The 20774-nt window shown below is 54.1% G+C and carries 18 protein-coding genes; 5 read left to right on the top strand and 13 right to left on the bottom strand.

Annotated features, from left to right (window positions below; all coding sequences use genetic code 11):
- Window positions 1-42: 42 nt before the first annotated feature.
- From POG22_RS06485 to POG22_RS06450, 8 genes are all read right to left on the bottom strand, one after another.
- A complete protein-coding gene (locus POG22_RS06485; RefSeq protein WP_498904284.1) occupies window positions 43-384 on the bottom strand; it encodes a ribulose bisphosphate carboxylase small subunit in 342 nt (113 codons plus the stop codon).
- A gap of 31 nt (window positions 385-415) precedes the next feature.
- The gene (gene rcbX, locus POG22_RS06480; protein ID WP_498904283.1) at window positions 416-820 is read right to left on the bottom strand and encodes a chaperonin family protein RbcX; all 405 of its coding nucleotides are present in this window, start codon (window positions 818-820) and stop codon (window positions 416-418) included.
- Window positions 821-919: 99 nt separating this feature from the next.
- Window positions 920-2335, bottom strand: coding sequence for a form I ribulose bisphosphate carboxylase large subunit (locus POG22_RS06475; RefSeq protein ID WP_498904282.1), 1416 nt, complete (start codon window positions 2333-2335; stop codon window positions 920-922).
- A 777-nt stretch (window positions 2336-3112) separates the two neighbouring features.
- On the bottom strand, window positions 3113-3844 hold the full coding sequence (gene ccmN / locus POG22_RS06470; RefSeq protein ID WP_498904281.1) for a beta-carboxysome scaffolding protein CcmN: 732 nt from the start codon (window positions 3842-3844) through the stop codon (window positions 3113-3115).
- A gap of 141 nt (window positions 3845-3985) precedes the next feature.
- Window positions 3986-6007 (bottom strand): beta-carboxysome scaffolding protein CcmM, encoded by a 2022-nt coding sequence (ccmM, locus tag POG22_RS06465; protein WP_498904280.1) that lies wholly within the window; start codon window positions 6005-6007, stop codon window positions 3986-3988.
- A 94-nt stretch (window positions 6008-6101) separates the two neighbouring features.
- Window positions 6102-6401 (bottom strand): beta-carboxysome shell vertex protein CcmL, encoded by a 300-nt coding sequence (gene ccmL, locus POG22_RS06460; protein ID WP_026097873.1) that lies wholly within the window; start codon window positions 6399-6401, stop codon window positions 6102-6104.
- A gap of 16 nt (window positions 6402-6417) precedes the next feature.
- Window positions 6418-6756: a carbon dioxide-concentrating mechanism protein CcmK gene (locus POG22_RS06455; RefSeq protein ID WP_428010021.1), complete on the bottom strand. Its 339-nt coding sequence runs from the start codon at window positions 6754-6756 to the stop codon at window positions 6418-6420.
- A gap of 140 nt (window positions 6757-6896) precedes the next feature.
- On the bottom strand, window positions 6897-7208 hold the full coding sequence (locus tag POG22_RS06450) for a carbon dioxide-concentrating mechanism protein CcmK (RefSeq protein WP_017662623.1): 312 nt from the start codon (window positions 7206-7208) through the stop codon (window positions 6897-6899).
- A 621-nt stretch (window positions 7209-7829) separates the two neighbouring features.
- On the opposite strand from POG22_RS06450, the gene POG22_RS06445 reads away from it, so the two are divergent.
- The 3 genes from POG22_RS06445 to POG22_RS06435 all read left to right on the top strand — a co-directional run bounded on the left by POG22_RS06445 (window position 7830) and on the right by POG22_RS06435 (window position 12663).
- On the top strand, window positions 7830-9689 hold the full coding sequence (locus POG22_RS06445) for an NAD(P)H-quinone oxidoreductase subunit F (protein WP_498904278.1): 1860 nt from the start codon (window positions 7830-7832) through the stop codon (window positions 9687-9689).
- Between the two features lie 255 nt (window positions 9690-9944).
- The gene (locus POG22_RS06440) at window positions 9945-11462 is read left to right on the top strand and encodes an NAD(P)H-quinone oxidoreductase subunit D4 (RefSeq protein ID WP_498904276.1); all 1518 of its coding nucleotides are present in this window, start codon (window positions 9945-9947) and stop codon (window positions 11460-11462) included.
- A gap of 70 nt (window positions 11463-11532) precedes the next feature.
- Window positions 11533-12663, top strand: a complete 1131-nt coding sequence (locus tag POG22_RS06435; protein WP_498904275.1) for a CO2 hydration protein — start codon at window positions 11533-11535, stop codon at window positions 12661-12663.
- A 142-nt stretch (window positions 12664-12805) separates the two neighbouring features.
- Here POG22_RS06435 and POG22_RS06430 read toward each other — a convergent pair whose 3' ends face one another.
- Entirely contained in the window at window positions 12806-14158 is a 1353-nt protein-coding gene (locus tag POG22_RS06430; RefSeq protein ID WP_498904274.1) for a sensor histidine kinase, read from the bottom strand.
- A gap of 313 nt (window positions 14159-14471) precedes the next feature.
- On the opposite strand from POG22_RS06430, the gene POG22_RS06425 reads away from it, so the two are divergent.
- Window positions 14472-14786, top strand: a complete 315-nt coding sequence (locus POG22_RS06425) for a DUF3155 domain-containing protein (protein ID WP_026097869.1) — start codon at window positions 14472-14474, stop codon at window positions 14784-14786.
- 31 nt (window positions 14787-14817) lie between these two features.
- Here POG22_RS06425 and POG22_RS06420 read toward each other — a convergent pair whose 3' ends face one another.
- Together POG22_RS06420 and POG22_RS06415 are read right to left on the bottom strand one after the other, a co-directional pair.
- Complete coding sequence (locus tag POG22_RS06420) at window positions 14818-15372, bottom strand: cofactor assembly of complex C subunit B (protein ID WP_498904272.1); 555 nt, start codon at window positions 15370-15372, stop codon at window positions 14818-14820.
- Window positions 15373-15548: 176 nt separating this feature from the next.
- Window positions 15549-16337 (bottom strand): HAD-IIB family hydrolase, encoded by a 789-nt coding sequence (locus tag POG22_RS06415; protein ID WP_498904269.1) that lies wholly within the window; start codon window positions 16335-16337, stop codon window positions 15549-15551.
- Between the two features lie 354 nt (window positions 16338-16691).
- Between POG22_RS06415 and POG22_RS06410 the strand changes: the two genes are divergently transcribed.
- Window positions 16692-17588, top strand: a complete 897-nt coding sequence (locus POG22_RS06410) for a hypothetical protein (protein ID WP_498904268.1) — start codon at window positions 16692-16694, stop codon at window positions 17586-17588.
- A gap of 107 nt (window positions 17589-17695) precedes the next feature.
- Here POG22_RS06410 and leuD read toward each other — a convergent pair whose 3' ends face one another.
- Both leuD and leuC read right to left on the bottom strand, forming a co-directional pair.
- Entirely contained in the window at window positions 17696-18286 is a 591-nt protein-coding gene (gene leuD / locus POG22_RS06405; RefSeq protein WP_498904267.1) for a 3-isopropylmalate dehydratase small subunit, read from the bottom strand.
- Window positions 18287-18415: 129 nt separating this feature from the next.
- A complete protein-coding gene (gene leuC / locus POG22_RS06400) occupies window positions 18416-19819 on the bottom strand; it encodes a 3-isopropylmalate dehydratase large subunit (protein WP_063716671.1) in 1404 nt (467 codons plus the stop codon).
- Window positions 19820-20774: the final 955 nt, after the last annotated feature.

Raw genomic sequence — 20774 nt, 5'->3', positions numbered from 1 at the left:
TTCACTAGCCTAAAATACCAGCGTTAAAGATTCGCGAGAACCTTAGTAACGGCCGATACCTTGACCGGGTTTGTAAACGATGAAGCTCACCGTTTGGCACTGCTTGATGTTGTCGAAACCGACGACGCGAATGTAGCAGTTGGAGTACTCAGAACGGCACTCGCGGACTTCGTTGAGAACGTCTTGGGGGGTGCGAGCGTCGAAGAGGGGCAGTTTCCACAGCGTCCAGTGGTGGTCTCCAGGGAGTGGATCGGCTTCAAATTCCACCGCTGGGATGAACCCTTGATCCAACATATATTGGATTTGGGACGCGATTTGCTGGTCGGTCAGCGGGGGCAAGTAAGACAGCGTTTCGTAGCGGCGCTCTTTCGGCAGCGTTTTCATCTCAAATAACTCCTAAAGGTCGTGTCGGAATTCAATCTTGAGAGTCGTTGGACTCGATTTCTGGATGAGTTTCCGTAGAAGACTCTAAGGACGAGTCAGCGGTTTGGGTCAAACGCTCTAGGATTTGGCGGCGACAGTCAGTATTCGAGTTCGCGATGTTCGCTCGAACCATCTCCGGTAGAAAATCCAAGATTTCCTCGGCTAAGTGGGCGCGAACGGTCAAAATCCGCAACACCAACTCTTTATTGTCCTGCATCAATTCTTGCAGGAAAACATCGCCCTTTTGGATGCGGTTTCCCGCCGAACGCTGACTGAGCCAAATTGCCTGAGACGGGTTCGTCTCCGATAACTGGTCGATAATCGTCCGAACGGCCTGATAGGTCAAATAACTTTGTAAGACCTCGGCTGTTTGGTTTGCGACTTTTTTCGGATACATCGAACCTAACCCTCCCTCAACCGCCTCGTCTTGCGGTGCTAGTAGTCGTAACGATCGCTACTCGAACGCTCGTTACTACCACTAGCAGCTTTTCAGCGATTAGAGGGTATCGACCGCTTCAAACTCGAACTTGATTTCTTTCCACAGTTCGCAAGCCACGGCCAGTTCGGGAGACCATTTGGCAGCTTCGCGGATGATGTCGCCACCTTCGCGCATGAGGTTGCGGCCTTCGTTACGGGCTTGGACGCAAGCTTCGAGCGCGACGCGGTTGGCGGTTGCGCCCGGCGCGTTACCCCAGGGGTGTCCGAGGGTTCCACCACCGAACTGCAAGCAGGAATCGTCACCGAAGATGTCCAGCAGTGCGGGCATATGCCACACGTGAATACCACCGGACGCCACAGGCATTACGCCGGGCAGAGACGCCCAGTCTTGGGTGAAGAAGATACCGCGAGAACGGTCTTCTTCGACGAAATCTTCGCGCATCAGGTCGACGAAGCCCATCGTGATGCCTTTTTCACCTTCGAGCTTACCGACGACGGTTCCCGAGTGCAGGTGGTCGCCACCAGAGAGACGCAAGCACTTAGCGAGGACGCGGAAGTGGATACCGTGGATTTTCTGACGGTCGATAACCGCGTGCATCGCACGGTGAATGTGCAGCAGAACGCCGTTGTCGCGGCACCAACGCGCCAGGGTGGTGTTGGCGGTGAAACCACCGGTGAGGTAGTCGTGCATGATGATGGGGGTGCCGATTTCTTTGGCGAATTCGGCCCGCTGCATCATTTGCTCGCAGGTGGGGGCGGTCACGTTGAGGTAGTGACCTTTGATTTCGTTGGTTTCAGCCTGAGCTTTGTCGATGGCTTCTTGAACGAACAAGAAGCGATCGCGCCAGCGCATGAAGGGCTGAGAGTTGATGTTTTCGTCGTCTTTGGTGAAGTCCAAACCACCGCGCAGACATTCGTAGACGGCGCGACCGTAGTTTTTCGCCGACAGACCCAGTTTCGGTTTGATGGTGCAACCGAGCAGAGGACGACCGTATTTGTTCAGTTTGTCTCGTTCGACGGTAATTCCGTGTGGCGGCCCTTGGAAGGTTTTGACGAGGGCGACCGGGAAGCGGATATCTTCGAGACGCAGGGCTTTGAGGGCTTTAAATCCGAAAACGTTCCCCACGATCGAGGTCAGAATGTTCGTGACCGAACCTTCCTCGAACAGATCGAGCGGATAGGCGACGAAGCAGAAGTATTGGTTGTCTTCACCGGGGACGGATTCGATGTCGTAGCAACGACCTTTGTAGCGATCGAGGTCGGTCAGCCCGTCCGTCCACACCGTCGTCCAGGTTCCGGTGGAGGATTCAGCGGCTACTGCTGCACCCGCTTCTTCGGCGGGAACGCCAGGCTGCGGGGTCATGCGGAAGCACGCCAGCAGGTCGGTGTCTTTGGGGGTGTAGTCGGGGGTGTAGTACGTCAGGCGATAGTCCTTAACGCCTGCCTCAAACCCGGCTGATTTCGCTTGTACCATTTCCTCAGCTATCTCCTTAATATCAGAGGTTCAATATTGACAGAACGCGACCGTTGACCGTCGTAAGCGTCTGTCTCGTCGTCTGCTCTTCCATCGCCGCCGATGTCAGAGTCGTGCCTACCGCCGTTCGGCACGATCGCCACGAAGCGAGACTTGCTTTGTCAGGTCGCACTGTACAGGCTAAGCCTGTTTGCTTCTCGGTCTCGACAGTCTTTCTGGGTTGAAAACCCGTCCCCAGCGAACCGCTTGACTGGTCAAAACTTTTTGGCGCTCTCCGTTGCCGCTTTTTAACGGAATTTTACTGCCGCGAGCGCATCGCTCGAAAAGCGATCGAGAGTCGAGAAGTTATTGAAGCCAACAGTTTGGATTGAATGTTTCCTTACCGAGACATATCTTAACACGGTTCGGGATTTTTTTAAGAAAAAATCTCGTGTTTATGAAGATATCTAGATTTCTTTTTTTTCTGAGTCGGATTAGTTTAACTAATGCAAATTTCCTTGTAAAGGAATATCACAAAAAGTAAAGAATAAAAACACAGAAAAACCCGCCCGATCGCTACAAAGAACGGACGAAAAACCCTTTAATTTTGACAGTGTCTCCTCGAATATCCGACTTCGCTTTTGTCAAATCTTTCAAGACTCGAGGAGATTTTTTTACATTTAGAAAAGAAAATTAGGGTATTACTGCACGTCCCGATAAAAATATTTACAATTCAAGCAGGAGCGGCTGCAAATTGACCGAGAAAACACTGCCGAGGGACGGTAAAATTTACGCCCCTTAGAGAGTGTTCTCACCCTCAGACTCAGAACGCTTGGCATGGGGAAATAACGTGGTCAAAATCCGATTGAGATGGACTTCTCCATAGATAATTCGCGTTTGACTGACCTCAGCGGGTGGCTCTGACGAATTTTCAGGAACGTCTTCGGGCGATCGCTCGGAATTCTCCAGGGTATCTGTTGGAGTGGTCGCGGCATCTCCATCGGGCGAGTCTTGCCAGTAATCTGGCTCCGCGTCAGGTTCCGGTGTCGGCGGAGTCGGGTCTTCGGAGGTTTCGAGAGAACGGGGTCGATCGCCTTCCGGGGATGGCGAAGGTTCGGCGGTCTCGTCCTCGACTGGCGTTTCTCCAACGATGGGACGACTGCGATCGCCGACGATAGAGGCTGTCGGCAAAATGCAATTGGCAGCAATATCGCGATCGATGACTGTCGACGCCGCGCCGACGCAAGCGTGAGCACCGATTTTACACGCGCCCACCAACAGCACGCCCGCCCCTAAATTCGCCCCCGTTTCGATTTCGATCGCCCCGTTGTGGGCGTGAATCACCGTTCCCAAGCCAATACACACCCCCGCCGCGATCGAAATTCGACTGTTCGCTCCGGCCTGCAAAACCACGCCCGTTGCGATGGCGGCACTCGGATGGATCGCGACCTCCCCACAAATATAGAGATCGTCGCGAGAGAATTCTGCTCCGCTGACGCGATCGAAACTAGATATCGGTAGCCGTTGCATTCGGGTAATCGGTCAGAGGTTTACCAACGCGTCTCGTCTTCAGGCAGGAGAAATCGAGGGATGACAGTTATCTCCCGTTCGCTTCAGTCAGTATGCGTCCGCGTCGATTTCTCCCGATCTCGAACTGAACGAGTCGCGGTTTTACGGACGTTGGATAATCGTTTCGGCCACCCGACGCTTGGCAGCGGCATCGATACCGATCAGCCGCACGTATTCGCCATTGTGTTCTTGCAAACAGGCTTCGAGGGCGGGAACCACATCCGACAGGCGAGTGCTGTCGATGGGGGCACAGCTTTGCCAGGATTTAGTTTTAAACCGACGGGGCGTCGCGTGTTCCGTACCGATTTTGCAGCCTTGCGCCAACAGCGATCTAATTTGGTCGAGGGTTTCGCGATCGAGGCGATCGCTCGACGCGCCGTTTTTCGAGGCTTGGTAGCTCGCGGCACTCGCGCCGAACCCTTGGCCGGTCGAACTTGCAGCCGTTCGAGAGCCACTCGACGGTGCGGGTTTGTCGTCGGGGCGTTGAATAATCGTTTCCAACACGCGGCGTTTGGCGCCGGGGTCGATACCGATTAACTGCACGTATTCCCCAGCGTGTTCGGCCATGCAGGCTTCGAGTTCCCGCAACACTTCCCGTTCTTGCGTGGCTTGAATGGGAGCGCAACTTTTCCAAGACTTGGTTTTAAAGCGGCGCGGCGTGGCGTGTTCCGTACCGATGCGGTAGCCCTGAGACAATAGCGATCGCACCTGATCGATCGTTTCGGGACTCAGGCTCGTGCTACCACTGCGACCGTAGGAGGCGACGCCAGCGTTCCCCGTCACCGCAGCCACTTTCGTCGCGGCGGTTTTCGTCGGAGTCGAAGATCCGTCAGGACGCTGCACGATCGTTTCTACGACGCGGCGTTTGGCCTCGGCATCGATTCCGATAACCCGCACGTATTCGCCCTGGCACTGCGTTAAAATCTCGTTCAGTTCGGCGATGGCGTCGGCTTCCCGCTTGCTTTCGAGGGTTCCGACGGTCAACCAAGACTTGGTTTTGAACCGACGGGCGTTGGCGCGTTCGACGCCGATTTGGTAGCCAGCCCGCAACAGCGATCGCACCTGTTCGGCCGCATCGCCATCCAAGTCGCCACTGGCGGTCGTCGTGCCTCCGCTGCGAGACGCGGCCGGACGGCTAGCCCGATAAGAGGACGCACCGGAAGATCCGTTCCCCGTCGGGGCAGATTCTCCCGGCCGTTGGACGATAATTTCAGCCACGCGGCGTTTGGCGTCGGGGTCGATACCCACAACGCGCACGTATTCATTGTCATAATCGGCTAAAGCGCCTTGCAGTTCGGCTAACGCGCGATCGGGGCGGTTGCTCGATAGCGTGCCGGCCGTCAGCCAGGATTTGGTTTTGAACCGACGGGCGTTGGCGTGTTCGATACCGATTCGATATCCTTGTTGGAGCAGTCTTCTGACCTGCTCGGTCGTTTCTCGATTGAAAGTCATCTTCCCTACTGACGTATCGCTGGATACAGCTCGTCGAAGCTCGTCACTTTTAAGATCTCGTACAGGCGACGTTTCGCCCGTGCCGTTGGATTTCTGGGGTTCCTCGCGCAGTGCCGCGTTAATTTCCAAGAGGCGAGCAGCAAAGGCGCGATCGACATCTCGCACGTCCGGCAAGCGATCGGCTTGAGCCTGAGTCGTTACCGTCGCCCCCGACGGAACGTATTTCCCCGGTGGAATCGCCACGTCTTGAATCAAAGCGTGCATCATGACGATGCAGCCTTTCCCGACTCGCGCGTTGAAGACGGTCGAGCGAAACCCGATAAAACAGTCGTCTCCCACGTAAGCCGGGCCGTGAATCAATGCCATGTGCGCGATGCAGGTGTCTCGACCGATCCAAACCGAATATTCTTTTTGTCGGTCGCCGAGGACTTTAGAGCCATCTAATCCGTGGATGACGACACCGTCTTGGATGTTGCTGCGATCTCCGATATAAAACGGAGACCCTTCATCCGCTCGAATAGACGTACCTGGAGCGATAACGACACCTTCGCCGACGGTCACGTCTCCGATGAGATTTGCAAAGGAGTGGACGTAAGCCGTTTCTTGAATTTTCGGTTCGCCAAGCTCCCGCGACCGCGATGGCGGTGGAGCCGCGCGCTTGCGAACAACCATAATTAGTTCGATCCTCCCAATTCAACCTTTCCAACTCGAGCCACTCCGGAGCGGATCGGGTTCGTTCCTGACGGAGATTCCGTCACCTCGTTGTTTAGTATTGGTCTTTTTTGTTATAGAGCTGCCCGTTCTCCACGCTAACGGTGTCGATGATGCCGATGGCCAAAGCGTCGATCGGACAATTTTCGCGACCCGATTCGACTCGCGCCGCACTCCCGCGACTGACGAGAACCCATTCTCCCACGCCAGCGCCGACCAAATCCGCCGCCACTTCGTATTGAGGTCGAGCTCGGCCGTCACTGTCGATCGTCTGCAACACCAATAACTTCAAACCCCTCATGCTATCGAGCTTTTGGGTGCTGACAACGGTGCCGCACACTTTTGCAATCTGCATTCGCTAAGTTTTCCGTTTAACGGCGGATGGTGCGCGGCGAACCGACGCTTTCCCGGAACTGTTCGACCGCCTCGGTATAGCGGATCGGCAGCACGTACTCTAGGTTTTCGTGGGGACGCGCGATAATGTGGGTCGAGAGAACTTCACCGCCGTTGACGCGTTTGACGTTATCGACACCCGCACCGACGGAGGCTTGCACTTCCGACACGTCGCCACGCACGATCACGGTCACGCGACCCGAACCGATTTTTTCGTATCCGACTAAGGTTACGCGGGCCGCTTTCACCATCGCATCGGCGGCTTCGACGACCGCCGGAAACCCGAGGGTTTCGATCATTCCTACTGCAATCGACATAATATTCTCAAACTCCTGAAATTTCTGATTCCGTTGGGTCAACGGCCGTCTTTATAGTTGGTCTGTGATGCAAACCTCAGCTAACGAACTTTCGCTCGCGCCGCGATCGCAGACCAACTCGATCGAACGACACGAACTTCTTAATAAGTGCGGAATTGATCGACTTCCTCGGTATAGCGAATCGGCAGGACGTATTCTAAGTTCTCATGAGGACGGGCGATGATGTGCGTCGATAGCACTTGACCGCCGTTGACGCGGTTGGCTGCATCGATCCCTGCGGCCACGGAGGCTTGCACTTCCGACACGTCGCCGCGCACGATGACCGTCACGCGACCCGAGCCGATTTTTTCGTATCCGACTAGGGTGACGCGAGCCGCTTTCACCATCGAGTCAGCCGCTTCAACCACCGCCGGGAACCCCAGCGTTTCCACCATTCCTACCGCAATTGACATATTGACGCTCCTTAATATTCCTGAGCCACGATCGAAAACGCGGACAAAATACAATCGATGCAAAAACAGCCCGGTTATTGTGTTTCAGCTCTGTTCGACGGTTCGGTTTCGTTCTCGCCATGGCGGTGTCTCGGACAAGACTGTTGGCTTCTTCGACCGGCGAGTCGATTCCTCTCAGAGTACCGAAAACAAGTAACCCAGCAATTTTTGGACGGGGAAGGCTAAATTATTCAATCCCAATACAAAGGGTAGGAAACTTTGGCACCTTTGACAATATAAATCAAGATGATATTTTTAAATCGGATGGTTTAATAAAAGTTAACGGCCGAATTTCTCGGACAAGGTTCTCGCGATCGCGACGATTCTCGGTCGGGCGTTCTGAACTGCCTTATAATTTCTTTATCCTTTCATCGATCGATTGACTTTCGCCCCTGCCAGCTATTGCAGAGGCGATAAAGTTGCTGTGTTCGATCGATCGAACCGACACCCGAACCGATCGTTTGCGAAACCGACAACAATCGTTCTTCCGCGCGGGAGATTCCCGAAGCGGGCGATCGGTACAGTTGGCCTCGATCGCGGCGTGCGTTGGTAATGGTTGTCCGTTTTACAGATTTTTTTATAATGACTCGTTTGCTTTTGGAGACCTGTTGGTTCGTCCCCATTTACGGGCTGCTCGGTGCAATTTTAACGCTACCGTGGTCTCTCGGTATCGTGCAGCGCACCGGACAGCGTCCGGCGGCCTACATCAACTTACTGATGACGCTGGCCGCGTTCGTCCACGGATCGATCGCCTATTTCCAAACTTGGAATCGCGAACCCCAACAACTTATATTTCCGTGGCTGCAAGCGGCAGACTTAGACTTGTCCCTAGCGATCGAAATCTCCCAAGTGAGTCTCGGGGCGATGGAACTGGTGACGGGAATCAGCCTCGTCGCCCAACTCTACGCCCTGGGCTACATGGAAAAAGACTGGTCTCTGGCGCGGTTTTTCGGCATGATGGGCTTCTTTGAAGCCGCCTTGAGCGGAATTGCCCTGAGCGATTCTCTCTTCCTCAGTTACGGCTTACTCGAAATGCTCACCCTGTCGACGTACCTCCTGGTAGGCTTCTGGTACGCTCAACCCCTGGTGGTCACGGCCGCGCGAGATGCTTTCCTCACCAAGCGCGTCGGCGATATCTTGCTGTTAATGGGCTTAGTCGCCCTGTCGAGCTACGGAACCGGCTTGACCTTCAGCGAACTCGAAGCCTGGGCTGAATCCAACCCCCTGCCCTTCTGGACGGCCACCTGGCTGGGCTTGGGACTGATTGCCGGGCCGCTTGGAAAATGCGCCCAATTCCCCCTCAACCTCTGGCTCGACGAAGCCATGGAAGGCCCGAGTCCCGCCTCGATTTTGCGAAACTCGGTCGTCGTCTCGGCCGGTGCCTACGTTCTCATTCGCCTACAACCCGTCTTTACCCTGTCTCCCGTCGTAGCTGACAGCCTCATCGTCATCGGTGCGATTACCGCCATCGGCGCGTCCCTAATGTCGATCGCTCAAATCGATATTAAACGGACCCTATCCCACTCCACCAGCGCCTACATGGGTCTGGTGTTTATCGCAGTCGGTCTCGGACAAGTCGATATCGCCCTGTTGCTGCTATTTACCCACTCCATTGCCAAAGCGCTGCTATTTACGAGCGTCGGCTCTTTGATTCTGGCTACGAACAGCCAAAACATCACCGAAATGGGCGGTCTGTGGTCGCGAATGCCCGCCACGACGACTTCTTTTGTCGTCGGTTCCGCCGGACTCGTCGCCTTGCTTCCTTTGGGTGGGTTCTGGACGCTGCGCCGTTGGGTCAACGGCTTTCAAGATATCCCCTGGTGGGCGGTATCGATTTTACTGGTGGTCAACGGACTGAGCGCCTTGAGTTTGACGCGGGTGTTTCGATCGATCTTCTTAGGGTCTGCCCAACCGAAAACCCGTCGCGCTCCCGAAGCCCCCTGGCCGATGGCCGTTCCGATGGTGTCTCTCATCGTCGTGACGCTGTTGGTTCCGCTAATTTTGCAACGTTGGCAACTGCTCTTAACTTGGACTGGCCCTTGGGAATATTCCCACAATCCCCTGGTTCAGTTCGGCGTTCCCTTGCTGGTGTTAAGCGGCTTCCTCGGTGTCATGACGGGAAGTATCATCCCCCTCGAGCGGACTGGGGCGCGATCGCGTCGCATTCTCGTGCGGTTTTGGCAAGACTTGCTCGCTTACGACTTCTATATCGATCGCATCTATCGCGTGACCGTCGTTGCCTTAGTCGCACTGTTCTCTCGCCTCGCCTCCACCTTCGATCGATACATTGTCGATGGCGCCGTGAACCTCGTCGGATGGGTCGCCATTTTCAGCGGTCAAGCCCTCAAATACAGCGTTTCCGGTCAGTCTCAGTTTTACGTCCTGACGATTCTCGTCGGAACCGGCGTTCTCGTCTTTCTGGCCTTGACCTGGCCGTTTTGAGATAGGGAGATGAGGAGATTTCACACCATCTCCTCATCTCCCGGTTGAGGACGGTGCGTGACGATTTCTCGGTCTCAGGATTTATACCCGATTTTTCAAGTCACGCAGCCTTGTATGTTGGCGGTGTACATTGTCGGTGCGTGACGATTTCTCGGTCTCAGGATTTATACCCGATTTTTCAAGTCACGCACCCTACGGCCGCTACGGCTCCGTTATCGATTATCGATTGTCAATGCTCAATTTTTAAAAAGACGAATGCTCAGCGCGTTAATTTTCGTTCCCGTTCTCGGGGCTGGTCTCATTTTTCTGTTACCCACGACGCTTCCCTCGTCGCGATTTCGTAGCATTACCCTCGTTCCGCTGGCTGGATTGCTTCTGTGGACGATCGCGATCGCCGCACAGTTCGACCTGACCCAAACGGGAATGCAATTCACCGAACGCCTCCCCTGGGTCGAGTGGTTGGGATTGAACTACCACCTAGGCGTTGACGGAATCTCGTTACCGTTACTCGTTCTCAACGCAGGGTTGACCCTCATCGCCGTATTCGCCAGTGCGTCGAATATCGAGCGTCCTCGCTTTTACTATTCTCTGCTGTTACTCCTCAACGCCGGGGTTTCAGGAGCGTTTCTCGCCCAAGACTTACTGCTGTTTTTCCTGTTCTACGAAATCGAACTGATTCCCCTGTATTTCTTGATTGCGATCTGGGGCGGAAAACGTAGAGGCTACGCAGCGACGAAATTCCTGCTGTATACAGCGGTATCGGGCATTTTCATCCTGGCGTCGTTCCTGGGATGGGTGTGGCTGACGGGAGCGCAAAACTTCGATTACAACCCGAATTTGACCGCGAGTCTTCCGGTAACGACGCAACTGATTCTGTTAGCCGGATTGCTTGTCGGCTTCGGTATCAAAATCCCCATTTTCCCGTTTCACACTTGGCTTCCCGACGCTCACGTAGAAGCTTCGACCCCCGTATCGGTCTTGTTGGCGGGGGTGTTGCTGAAACTGGGTACTTACGGTTTGTTGCGGTTCTGCGTCGGCTTGTTTCCCGAAGGGTGGTCGGTCGCCGCGCCGACACTGGCGATTTGGGCGTCTGTTAGCGTGTTGTACGGGGCGCTGACGGCGATTTCCCAACAGGATATGAAGAAAATGGTGGCGTATTCGTCGATCGCCCACATGGGATATATCCTCCTGGCCGCCGCTGCTGCAACCCATCTGAGTTTGTTGGCGGCGATCGCCCAATCGGTCAGTCACGGTCTGATTTCTGCGATGCTGTTCTTACTCGTGGGCGTGGTGGGTAAAAAGACGGGAACTCGCGATATCGACAAACTGCGGGGGTTGCTCAACCCCGAGCGAGGATTGCCCCTCGTGGGAAGTTTGACGATCGTCGGCGTGATGGCCAGTGCTGGAATTCCCGGTATGGTGGGCTTCATTGCCGAATTTATGGTGTTTCGCGGTAGTTTCCCCGTCTTCCCCATCGCCACGTTACTCTGTTTAGTCGGAACCGGGTTGACGGCGGTGTATTTCCTGTTGATGGTCAACCGAGTATTTTTCGGTCGTTTGTCTGACATCGTGACCGATTTACCCCCCGTGCAGTGGGGCGATCGCGTTCCGGCGATCGTGTTGGCACTGTTACTCGTTATCTTTGGCATACAACCGAACTGGCTCGTCCGTTGGAGCGATGCCGAAGCCGCGACCTTAGTGCCGGGTTATTCGATCGTCCAAACGATACAAACTTCGGCGATTGAAATTCCCCCCTCAAAGGAAGTCTTCTAAACTCTCGAGTTTCGGATTTTTTGCAAGATTTTTGATTCCCCGATCGCCTACTTTAATGTAATCGCTCGTTATGGTTAGTACACCTCTGGCTCCGTCGAGCCATCCCCTGGCTGAATACGTTCACCGCCTTGAAAGCGGTCAGGCGTTATTGAAAGATACGCCCGAGAACGTGGTTGAAGTCGTCGGAATTTTAAAAAGTTACGGTGTCGTTCTCGATGCTTATTCTCGCAATCTGATTTACATCGCCGAACATCAATTTTTAAGATTGTTTCCCTTTTTTAAATATTTCAACGGCGAGGTCACGCTCTCGAAATTGTTGAAATTTTGGTGGCACGATCGCATCAATTACGAATATGCCGAATACTGTATGCGATCGATGCTCTGGCACGGAGGAAATGGTTTAGACGAATATCTCGACACCGATGAATTTAAAAACCTTGCCGTTCGTGCCATTCGCGCCAAACTTCGTGGAAATCCCTTTATGCAAGGGTTAAACGGGCTGTTTCCCGATTTCCTCCCCGAACAAGTTCGTCAGTCCTGCTATTACAGCGGCTTGGGGCAATTTTGGCGGGTCATGAGCGATATGTTTCTCTCGCTGTCCGATCGCTACGATCGCGGCGAAATTCAATCGATTCCGCAAGTCGTCCAACATATCCTCAATGGCTTGGTGGCCGACGCCAACCGCCCCATTACCTTCAGCGTAGAAATCGACGGCGAAACCTACGATATCATCCCCAAATCTGTCGGATTAACCTTTCTCGTAGACACGGCGGTTCCCTACGTGGAATCGATTTTTTTCCGAGGCGCTCCTTTCCCCGGTACGGTGTCTTATAACGCCCAAGCGTTCCAAATTCCGGCCGAACAGGGCGATTTTACTTACGGGGCGCTTTACGCCGATCCGTTACCGATTGGAGGTGCGGGAATTCCACCGACGCAACTGATGCAAGATATGCGTCACTTTCTACCGGATTACCTGCACGAGATTTATCGAAAAGGGAAGCGACAGGAAGACGATTTGCGGGTGCAAATTTGCCAAAGTTTCCAAAAGTCGATGTTTTGCGTAACCACGGCTGCGCTTCAGGGATTGGCGCCCCATCCTCTCGATACGACGGATATGGAACAGCGCAAAGCCAACCGCGCCTTTTTGGAACAGTGGATGAATCGGTTTGTCACCTCCCGCGTGGAAGTCGTGAACCAGTAATATCCAGTGTTCGATAGTTTCTCCCCATCTCCCCATCTCCCCCTCTCCCCCTCTCCCCATCTCCTGGTGGGGGCGGTGCGTGACGCGGTAAAACCACATTGACCGGACTTCGGCGGTATTTGGGCGCCCGCGTCACGGCACCCTACGGGTGGTAAAACGGGAGCCATACTCGGAAGGTCGTTCCGGTATCTGACGGCTCGAAGGTGTTCCAGGGATGTTGGGGCGGGCTGAACACTTCGATTTCGCCGTGCATTTGACGCACGAGGTCGCGGGCGATCGCGAGTCCGAGTCCGGTGCCTGGGATGTTGCTGTCGGCTCGTACGCCCCGAAATCGCCGCTCGAAGAGATGTTCTAGGTCTTGGGGTGGAATGCCGAGGCCGGTGTCGCTGATGGCGATGGCAACGCCTTCTCCGAGGCGATCGTGGTGGAAGGTTCCCGCGTCGAGGCGGATTCGTCCGCCTTCTGGGGTGTATTTGATGGCGTTGTCGATGAGGTTGTTGACCACTTCGATTAAGGCTTTGCGATCGCCTCGCACTGTAGGAAGGTCGTCGGGAAGGCTGGCGTGAAAGTCGATGTGGCGATCGCTGGCGATGGCACGAGCGGACACGCCCAGCGGGGCAATAACCTCGTGTAAATCGACGGGGTCGGGGCGATCGTCGCTGTAGGGTAGTAGGGGAAGAGGCGCGGGGACTTCGTCGGCGTCAGCCTCGAAATCGACACTCTTGGGTAAGACGAAGGGTTCGGTATCGATCGCCTCGTGGAAATCTTGCAATAAATCTTGTAGGCGATCGCTCTCTCGCACGATGTTATCGGCGTACTGTCGCCGTTCGTCATCGGGATTGAGGCGTTTGGTGAGGAGTTTTCCGAAAATGCGGAGGGCGCTGAGGGGATTTCGGAACTGGTGCAGCCAGTCGTGCAGGAGGTCGTGTCGCTGGGTTTGAAGCTGCTGCTGTTGGCGATAGTTGCGTTCGGCCCACTGACCTCGTTGTTCGAGCAGACAGGCGATGGCGATGGTGTGGGCGGTGCGTTCGACCGTTTCGCGATCGCCCTCGCTCCAGGGTCGCCCCGGACGCGCTATCACCAGCAGCCCCACGACGACGTTATCGTGAACGAGCGGAAGGACGAGTCGATCGGATTCGGGGGGGACGGCGTCCTCGCTGGCGCTTGCATCTCCTTTGGGGGACTCGTCGTCACTGGGCGCGAAGACTAAAGGGTCTGTCGATACTGGAAGAGCCGATCGCAATTGTCGGTACGGACGGTAAGAACTCCGTTCCACATCTGAATACGGTTCGTCGAACGTCATCGGAATTTCAATGCTTTCCCAATCGCGCTGGCTTTCGGGTTCGGCCACGACGGGGATTAACTTACCTTGCGAACCTCCCATCGCACGATCGGCCAGGTAGACGACGATCGGCGAAGCCCCTAAGTTGCGTTCGAGGAGCGTGACTTGCTCCCGACAAAGAGTTCGGAGTTCGTTGCTGACAGAAATCGTCATAAGACATTTCGCTCGAGCCAGGTCGTTTCGGTCGATGTTGAAGTCGAAGTGGCAGGACAACACCGACCTCAGCAACAGGATGGGATTGACGATCGACCGAACTCAACCAAACCGCCGATGACTTCGTTGCGCTCGAGAGTCGTGAGGATTGGAATTTTTTTTGCGGCGGTGAGGGCGATCGTCTCTTGACTATTTTAAATAACTTATCGAATTCCTAAAAAACAGTTGAAATTATTGTCAAGATCTGATATATTTTGCTCGGTTTTGGTAGCTATCACTACAACCCGTCGGCAACAAGAGGAGGTAGACAACCTTGGCAAGAAGACGCAAAAGAAAGAGCCGTCGCCGTCAAGAAGGACGAAGAATCTTAGAACACGTGCCTCAGTACAGTATTGAAAGCGGGGAAGACAAACCGGTCACTGCTGCACGTAAGTATATCAAATCCGCGCAAATTGCGCCGCCTGCTCTGCTCCTCGTCAAGCGAAACGAACATACGACCGATCGCTACTTTTGGGCTGAAAAAGGTCTCTTTGGCGCCCAGTACGTCGAGGAAAACCATTTCCTATTTCCCAGTTTGCGATTGGTCATCGAGCAGCAAGAGCGGACGCAGACGGCCAGCGGTAAGTAACCGCTTCGATCCGTCGCACGAACCTAGCGACTCAGATCTTCGAGGTCTTCGAGTTTGTCGTCGCTTCGGCACTGCGTAAGTCAGGCAACGCCTGCTGTAATGCTATCAATTCGTCGCGATGAGCGATTACAGTCGCACGGCTGCCTTCGGCTGCATTGCAGTCGCGGGCGGCCTCGACTTTTACCGTCACCCGTTCGCTGCGGTTGGCACTTTTCCAGTACAAGACCCCAGCAAGGGGAGATCCTATCACGAGTAGGGGCGCAAAGTTTGAAAGTTTGGGAACCAAACTCGAGAAGACCAAGGCCACACAGAGCAGTCCGACAGCGGCGAGAAGGCTGAGAAAGATGGCGAGAAACCAACTCGCTCGAACTCGTCCTTCAAATATGACTCGATTGTCGTCAGGATGGAAGGCGGCGGCGCGATAAGCCCGTTGGGTGAAGTATTGTTTGAGAGACGACGAGAGGTCTTCAGGGGCGCGATCGCTAGCCAAACAGACTTCCTGAGTGCGGTCTTTGGACGCGGCACGGATGAAAAAGACTAATCCCACGGCGAGTAACAAGGTGGGAATCGCGATCGAAGTGGTCATCGAATTGGCCATGAGTGCCGTATTTGAGCGAAACGTCCGGGTTTCCAAGAGTGTCTGAGAGACGGTCTCTTTACATAATTTTACAATTTAACGGACAGTTTCCGGGCGATCGCGACATGGAGTCGAAAAAATTGTCGCTAAACTCCCGTTGTTGGGACGTTTGTACGGTGCTGTTTCTATGAAGTTTCTCGGATCGGCGATCGCAAGTAACTCGCCAGTTCGCAAAATCCGTCTCCTTCTTCTGCTTGCGTGACGTACTGGGGCAGATAAGGCAGGCGATCGCGGTATTTGGCGATGTTGGCTACGCCGACGGAATGGGGAAACACGGCAGCATCGAACAAACTGGCATCGTTGGGACTGTCGCCGACGGTGACGACTTCGTTGGGGGAGAGTTGGGGAAAGCGATCGCCCAACACCTGCAACACCCCTTTGGCTTTATCCTGTAGGGGGAGTTTCAAATGCCCCTGAATGGAACTGTAGGTAAATCCCCACCCGCGATCGTCGCACCAGGCGGCGATACCCTCTAACGCTTGCGGCGAGAGTTGCGACAAATCGAACGCCCAATCCGTCAGGCGAAAGCGGTTGTCCTCAGACTCGCGCACGCGTGGAAAATCAGTCTGTAGCGCACGAAACACCTGCGCCAGTTCTCGGCGGTGTTCTGCAAAGTTGGTGATGGGAACCAGGGGAACGGGTGGCTTGTCGCCGTCAGCGTAAAATAACCCGCCGTTTTCTGCGATCGCCCCAGATACGGGAAGATACGTCACCAAACCGCCGACCCAACCGGCCGAACGCCCCGTGACCACGAGAACGGAAATATCCCGCTCGGCTAAATCTTCCAACGCTCGAAACAAAGACGACGCGAACCTTCCCCGACACGTCATCGTCCCGTCCATGTCTGTGGCAACGAGGCGAATCGTGGAGGAAAATCGCGCGGCGACCGACTCAGATAGTGCAAGAAACGGCATAGAGAATACAATTGAATATAGATCGATCCAGTAAAGGGCGATCGAGCGCAACAACGCTCGTTGGACAGGCAGACTGAAGGTTAACCCAGAACCTTCGATCGCGTTCTCATTTCGCTCTGGCCAGAAAACGGCGCTTGCAAGCCAGCCACTATACTAGACCCAGTGAAGTGCAGTCGGCTTTACGAAGTCTATTGTCCCAGCTTCCGGGCAAACTCGGGGTGGCATTGGCGTGTCGAAGCGATCGTTTTCCATCGCAACTGATATCGAGATTCAGGCGAACGGGCATCTTAACAATGAGGCGAAGCCCGTCGCGCTACCTGCTGAACCCGTCAAGAACCCATGGAGTTATCGACCATGTCAACTCCCGCCATCCCCGTCGAAACGACGTTGGCACAAGCCCCTGCCCCCCCGACCTCTACAGAAGGATCGGCGGCTCCCCCTGTCATTTGGATGGGAGCTTCGGGATTGCTCCTCGTGGCCGCGATCGCCCTCGGTGTCACCTATAAAGTGACGAGCGATCGCCTACAAAAGAAACTTCGCACCGAAGAGTTTAAAAACCGCGAACTTCAGAAAAAATACAAACGCGCCATCGATACGATTTCCAAGATGGAGCGCAACCCGGACTTAATCCACTCGCGGGAATTCAACCTCGACTACCTGCGAATGCGGATGGAAGAAGAAACCTTCCACTTCGGCATCGTCAACCAAATCAAAGTCAAGGTCAAAAGCAAAATTTCTGTGGCGTTGCGTCCGACCGCCGAAAACCGAGGGACCGGACGTCAAGTCAACGAAATCTTCGATGTGGAGTACGAAACCGGATCGGGCGCCAACATCAAAAAACGGGTGTTGTTCCGCATCCAAATCAAGCTCACCAAACTTCCCACTCAACCGACGAGTGCGACCATCAGTCAAATTATCGACTGTATTGAAACCTATCTCAGTCCGGCGGGAGACAACGACACTTGGCAACCCGCTTTACAAGGGCGCGTGGCGTACATCCACTGGGATCAAAACGCCAAACCGACGCCACTGCTGGTTCTCGAACAAAGCAACGAAGGGGTTAACGTCACGTTCCGCACGACCCGCAGCAATACCACAGGGGGAATGCCGATGAGTTCGACGCCGAGAACCCAAACGCCGAGAACCCAAACGCCGACTACGAAATCCAGAACGCGCACCTCGAGTACGAAATCCTCTACTTCTCGAAGCGCGAAGGGTAAAACTCGCGTTCGTCGCACGAAGTCGCAGTAAAGACGGGTTCAATAGCAGGTACGATCGAAACAAAGGCGCGGATCGCTCCAACCCGCGTCTTTTTCTCACGAACGGTTTTTCTGAACCGAGGCTGCCTCGGGTTGCGTTTAACGCCAAGCCAAATAGGGAAGTTTCGCGGCGGTCTCGCGCACGGCGTCGCGTTGGTTGACGAGCTGTCCGCAGCTGTCCCAAACGCCGTTTAGGAAGCTCTGACGCGCCCCTTCTGGCATCGACACCGATACCGTCAGATCGCCGCAGCGCACTTCCATGTTTTCTAAATCCACCGCGATCGGCGTTTGGGGATCTTTGGCGATCGCCCCTTGCAGGGTTTCGACAGATTCGGCGTCGGCGGTGACGCAGGGAACGCCCATCGCGACACAGTTTCCGAAGAAAATTTCGGCAAAGCTTTCGCCGACGAGAGCTTCGATTCCCCAACGACGAATGGCTTGGGGCGCGTGTTCGCGACTCGAACCGCAGCCGAAGTTGGCGTTGACGACGAGGACGTTGGTGCCTTGGTATTCGGGGCGATCGAACGGATGTTCGCCGTTGGTTTGCACGCGATCGTCTTTAAAGGCGTGTTCGCCGAGGCCGTCGAAGGTAACACAACGCAGATAACGGGCTGGAATGATGCGATCGGTATCGATATCGTCGCCAGCCAGGGGAATACCTCGTCCAGAAATGTTTTTGATTTGACTCATCTTTCTTCGGCGCAGAGTGACTAAAACTGGAGTTGTCGGGTGGGCAATGCCCACCGTTAGCTTACGAACCCTCTCGAAACAGGTTCAAAGACAGGCAAGATGCCCGTATTACGGAGATTTTGAACGCGATTACATCAACTCGCGCACGTCGGCGACGGAACCGTTGACCGCAGCCGCAACCACCATCGCAGGACTCATCAACAGCGTGCGTCCCGAAGACGATCCTTGACGGCCTTTAAAGTTACGGTTGGAGGACGAGGCGCTAATTTGGTCGCCTTGCAACTTATCCGGGTTCATGGCCAAGCACATGGAACATCCGGCGTTGCGCCATTCAAACCCCGCTTCGAGGAAGACTTTATCTAAGCCTTCAGCTTCGGCTTGTTGCTTGACTTCTTCGGAACCGGGGACGACGAAGGCTTTCACGCCGTTGGCGACTTTATGGCCTTGGGCGAATTTCGCCGCTTCTCGCAAGTCGCTAATGCGTCCGTTGGTGCAGCTTCCGATAAAACAAACATCGACTTTCGTGCCTTTGATGGGGGTTCCGGGGGATAGCTGCATATATTTGTAGGCTTCCTCGGCGATCGAGCGATCGCCCTCCGGTAAACTGTCTGGCGTCGGCACCGATTCGTCAATCCCGATACCTTGTCCCGGCGTAATTCCCCACGTCACCGTCGGGGAGATCTCTGCGGCGTCGAAGACTACCACGTCGTCGTATTCGGCATCGGCGTCACTGTGAATGCTGTTCCACCAGGCGACGGCTTTCTTCCAATCCTCGCCTTTCGGGGCGAATTCGCGGCCTTGGATGTAGTCGTAAGTGGTAGCGTCGGGGTTGATATAACCGCAACGGGCGCCCCCTTCGATGGACATATTGCAAACGGTCATCCGTTCTTCCATCGACATCTTCTCGAAGGTGGTGCCAGCGTACTCGTAGGCATAGCCCACGCCGCCTTTAACGCCCAGTTTGCGGATGATATGGAGGACGACATCTTTGGCGTAGACACCGGGGCGCAAATCGCCGTTAACTTCGACTCGACGAACTTTGAGTTTGTTCATGGCCAGGGTTTGGGAGGCCAGAACGTCGCGGACTTGGCTGGTGCCGATACCGAAGGCGATCGCTCCGAAGGCGCCGTGGGTAGAGGTGTGGCTGTCACCGCAGGCGATGGTCGTTCCCGGCAGGGTCAGTCCTTGTTCCGGCGCGATGACGTGGACGATTCCCTGACGGCCGGAACCGACGTTATAGAAGCGAATGCCGTGTTCTTTGCAGTTGTTTTCTAAGGCTCGAATCATCTCTTCGGCGAGGGTATCGGCGAAGGGACGCGCTTGGTTTTCCGTGGGGACGATGTGATCGACGGTGGCCACGGTTCGCTGGGGATAGGGGACGTTCAGACCCCGTTCTCGCAGCATGGCGAAGGCTTGGGGGCTGGTGACTTCGTGGATGAGATGCAACCCGATAAACAGTTGCGTTTGACCCGAAGGCAGCGTTCCCACGCTATGGGCTTCCCAGACTTTATCGAATAATGTTCCCTTACTCATCGCGCACAGACTTGGTTTAGCGTAGTCTTCTATTTTATCGTGCTGAGGGACGTTTGAGTTATCGGAATTCTAATCGCTCAGATGAGTTAAACTTAGAGTCTTTTTGACTCTTTTTTCTAGAAATCGAAATCGGGTTGGGGATTTCCGATCGGACATTTGCGATTGCTCGGAGATAGTAAATCGCAGGGATTTTGTTATGATGTCACGTTTATCGTCTAACTGTCGATCTCACTTCGATTTTACGGACAAATTGAGTGTTTGAGCGATTTGTGTCGCGTTTATCTCGTTATATTCGTCGCAAGATCGGATTTTCTAGAGGGCGATCGCATCTCGAGTCTATGTCTTGATTTGGAGTTTTTAGAAATTCTCGTTATACTAAAAGCTAAAGAGATAGAGTTTTGTTTGGATCTAACAAAACACCTTGGGGAGTTTTGCTGTTTAGCCCAAAGTATTTCTTTAGAAATATTTCTTCCGAAGGAGAACGACGTCAGGAAGAAAGTGAAAAATTAGAGTCCGAACGATTTTAAACGCAATCGCACTCGAAGATCGGGACGGTTTTTAAAATAGTTGAGTCGAGTAATGAGGTTCGGGGTTTTTGTCGTTTCCCCCGATTTGTGATTCCGAAAGGAATGCTAAACCATTCGCCAGAACAGCCTGACGGGATCGACTCACTCTCTAAATATTGAGAGAGAGATTTAACACTCGACTTAACTATTCTCATGACTTCTGTGCTTCTGTTGCGCGATCGAAACTTCATGATTTTCTAAAGTATTGAAATTCGATCTTAATAGACATTTTTGAGATACACCCGAATTCAGAAGTGTTGAATGGATCGTTTCAATCTTCTAAAAATAGATACACGAATCCTATAAAACGCCAAATTTAGCAACAAACAACCAGTTCTCTTAGCCAGTGTACATAACTAATTTTTTCAGAAACAAATGCTTGTAAATAT

The sequence above is a fragment of the Geitlerinema sp. CS-897 genome, from assembly GCF_028368005.1.
In the GTDB taxonomy this organism is placed as follows: domain Bacteria; phylum Cyanobacteriota; class Cyanobacteriia; order Cyanobacteriales; family Geitlerinemataceae; genus Baaleninema; species Baaleninema simplex.
Note: the sequence above shows the minus strand (reverse complement) of the source record. Positions and strands in the feature narration are given on the sequence as shown.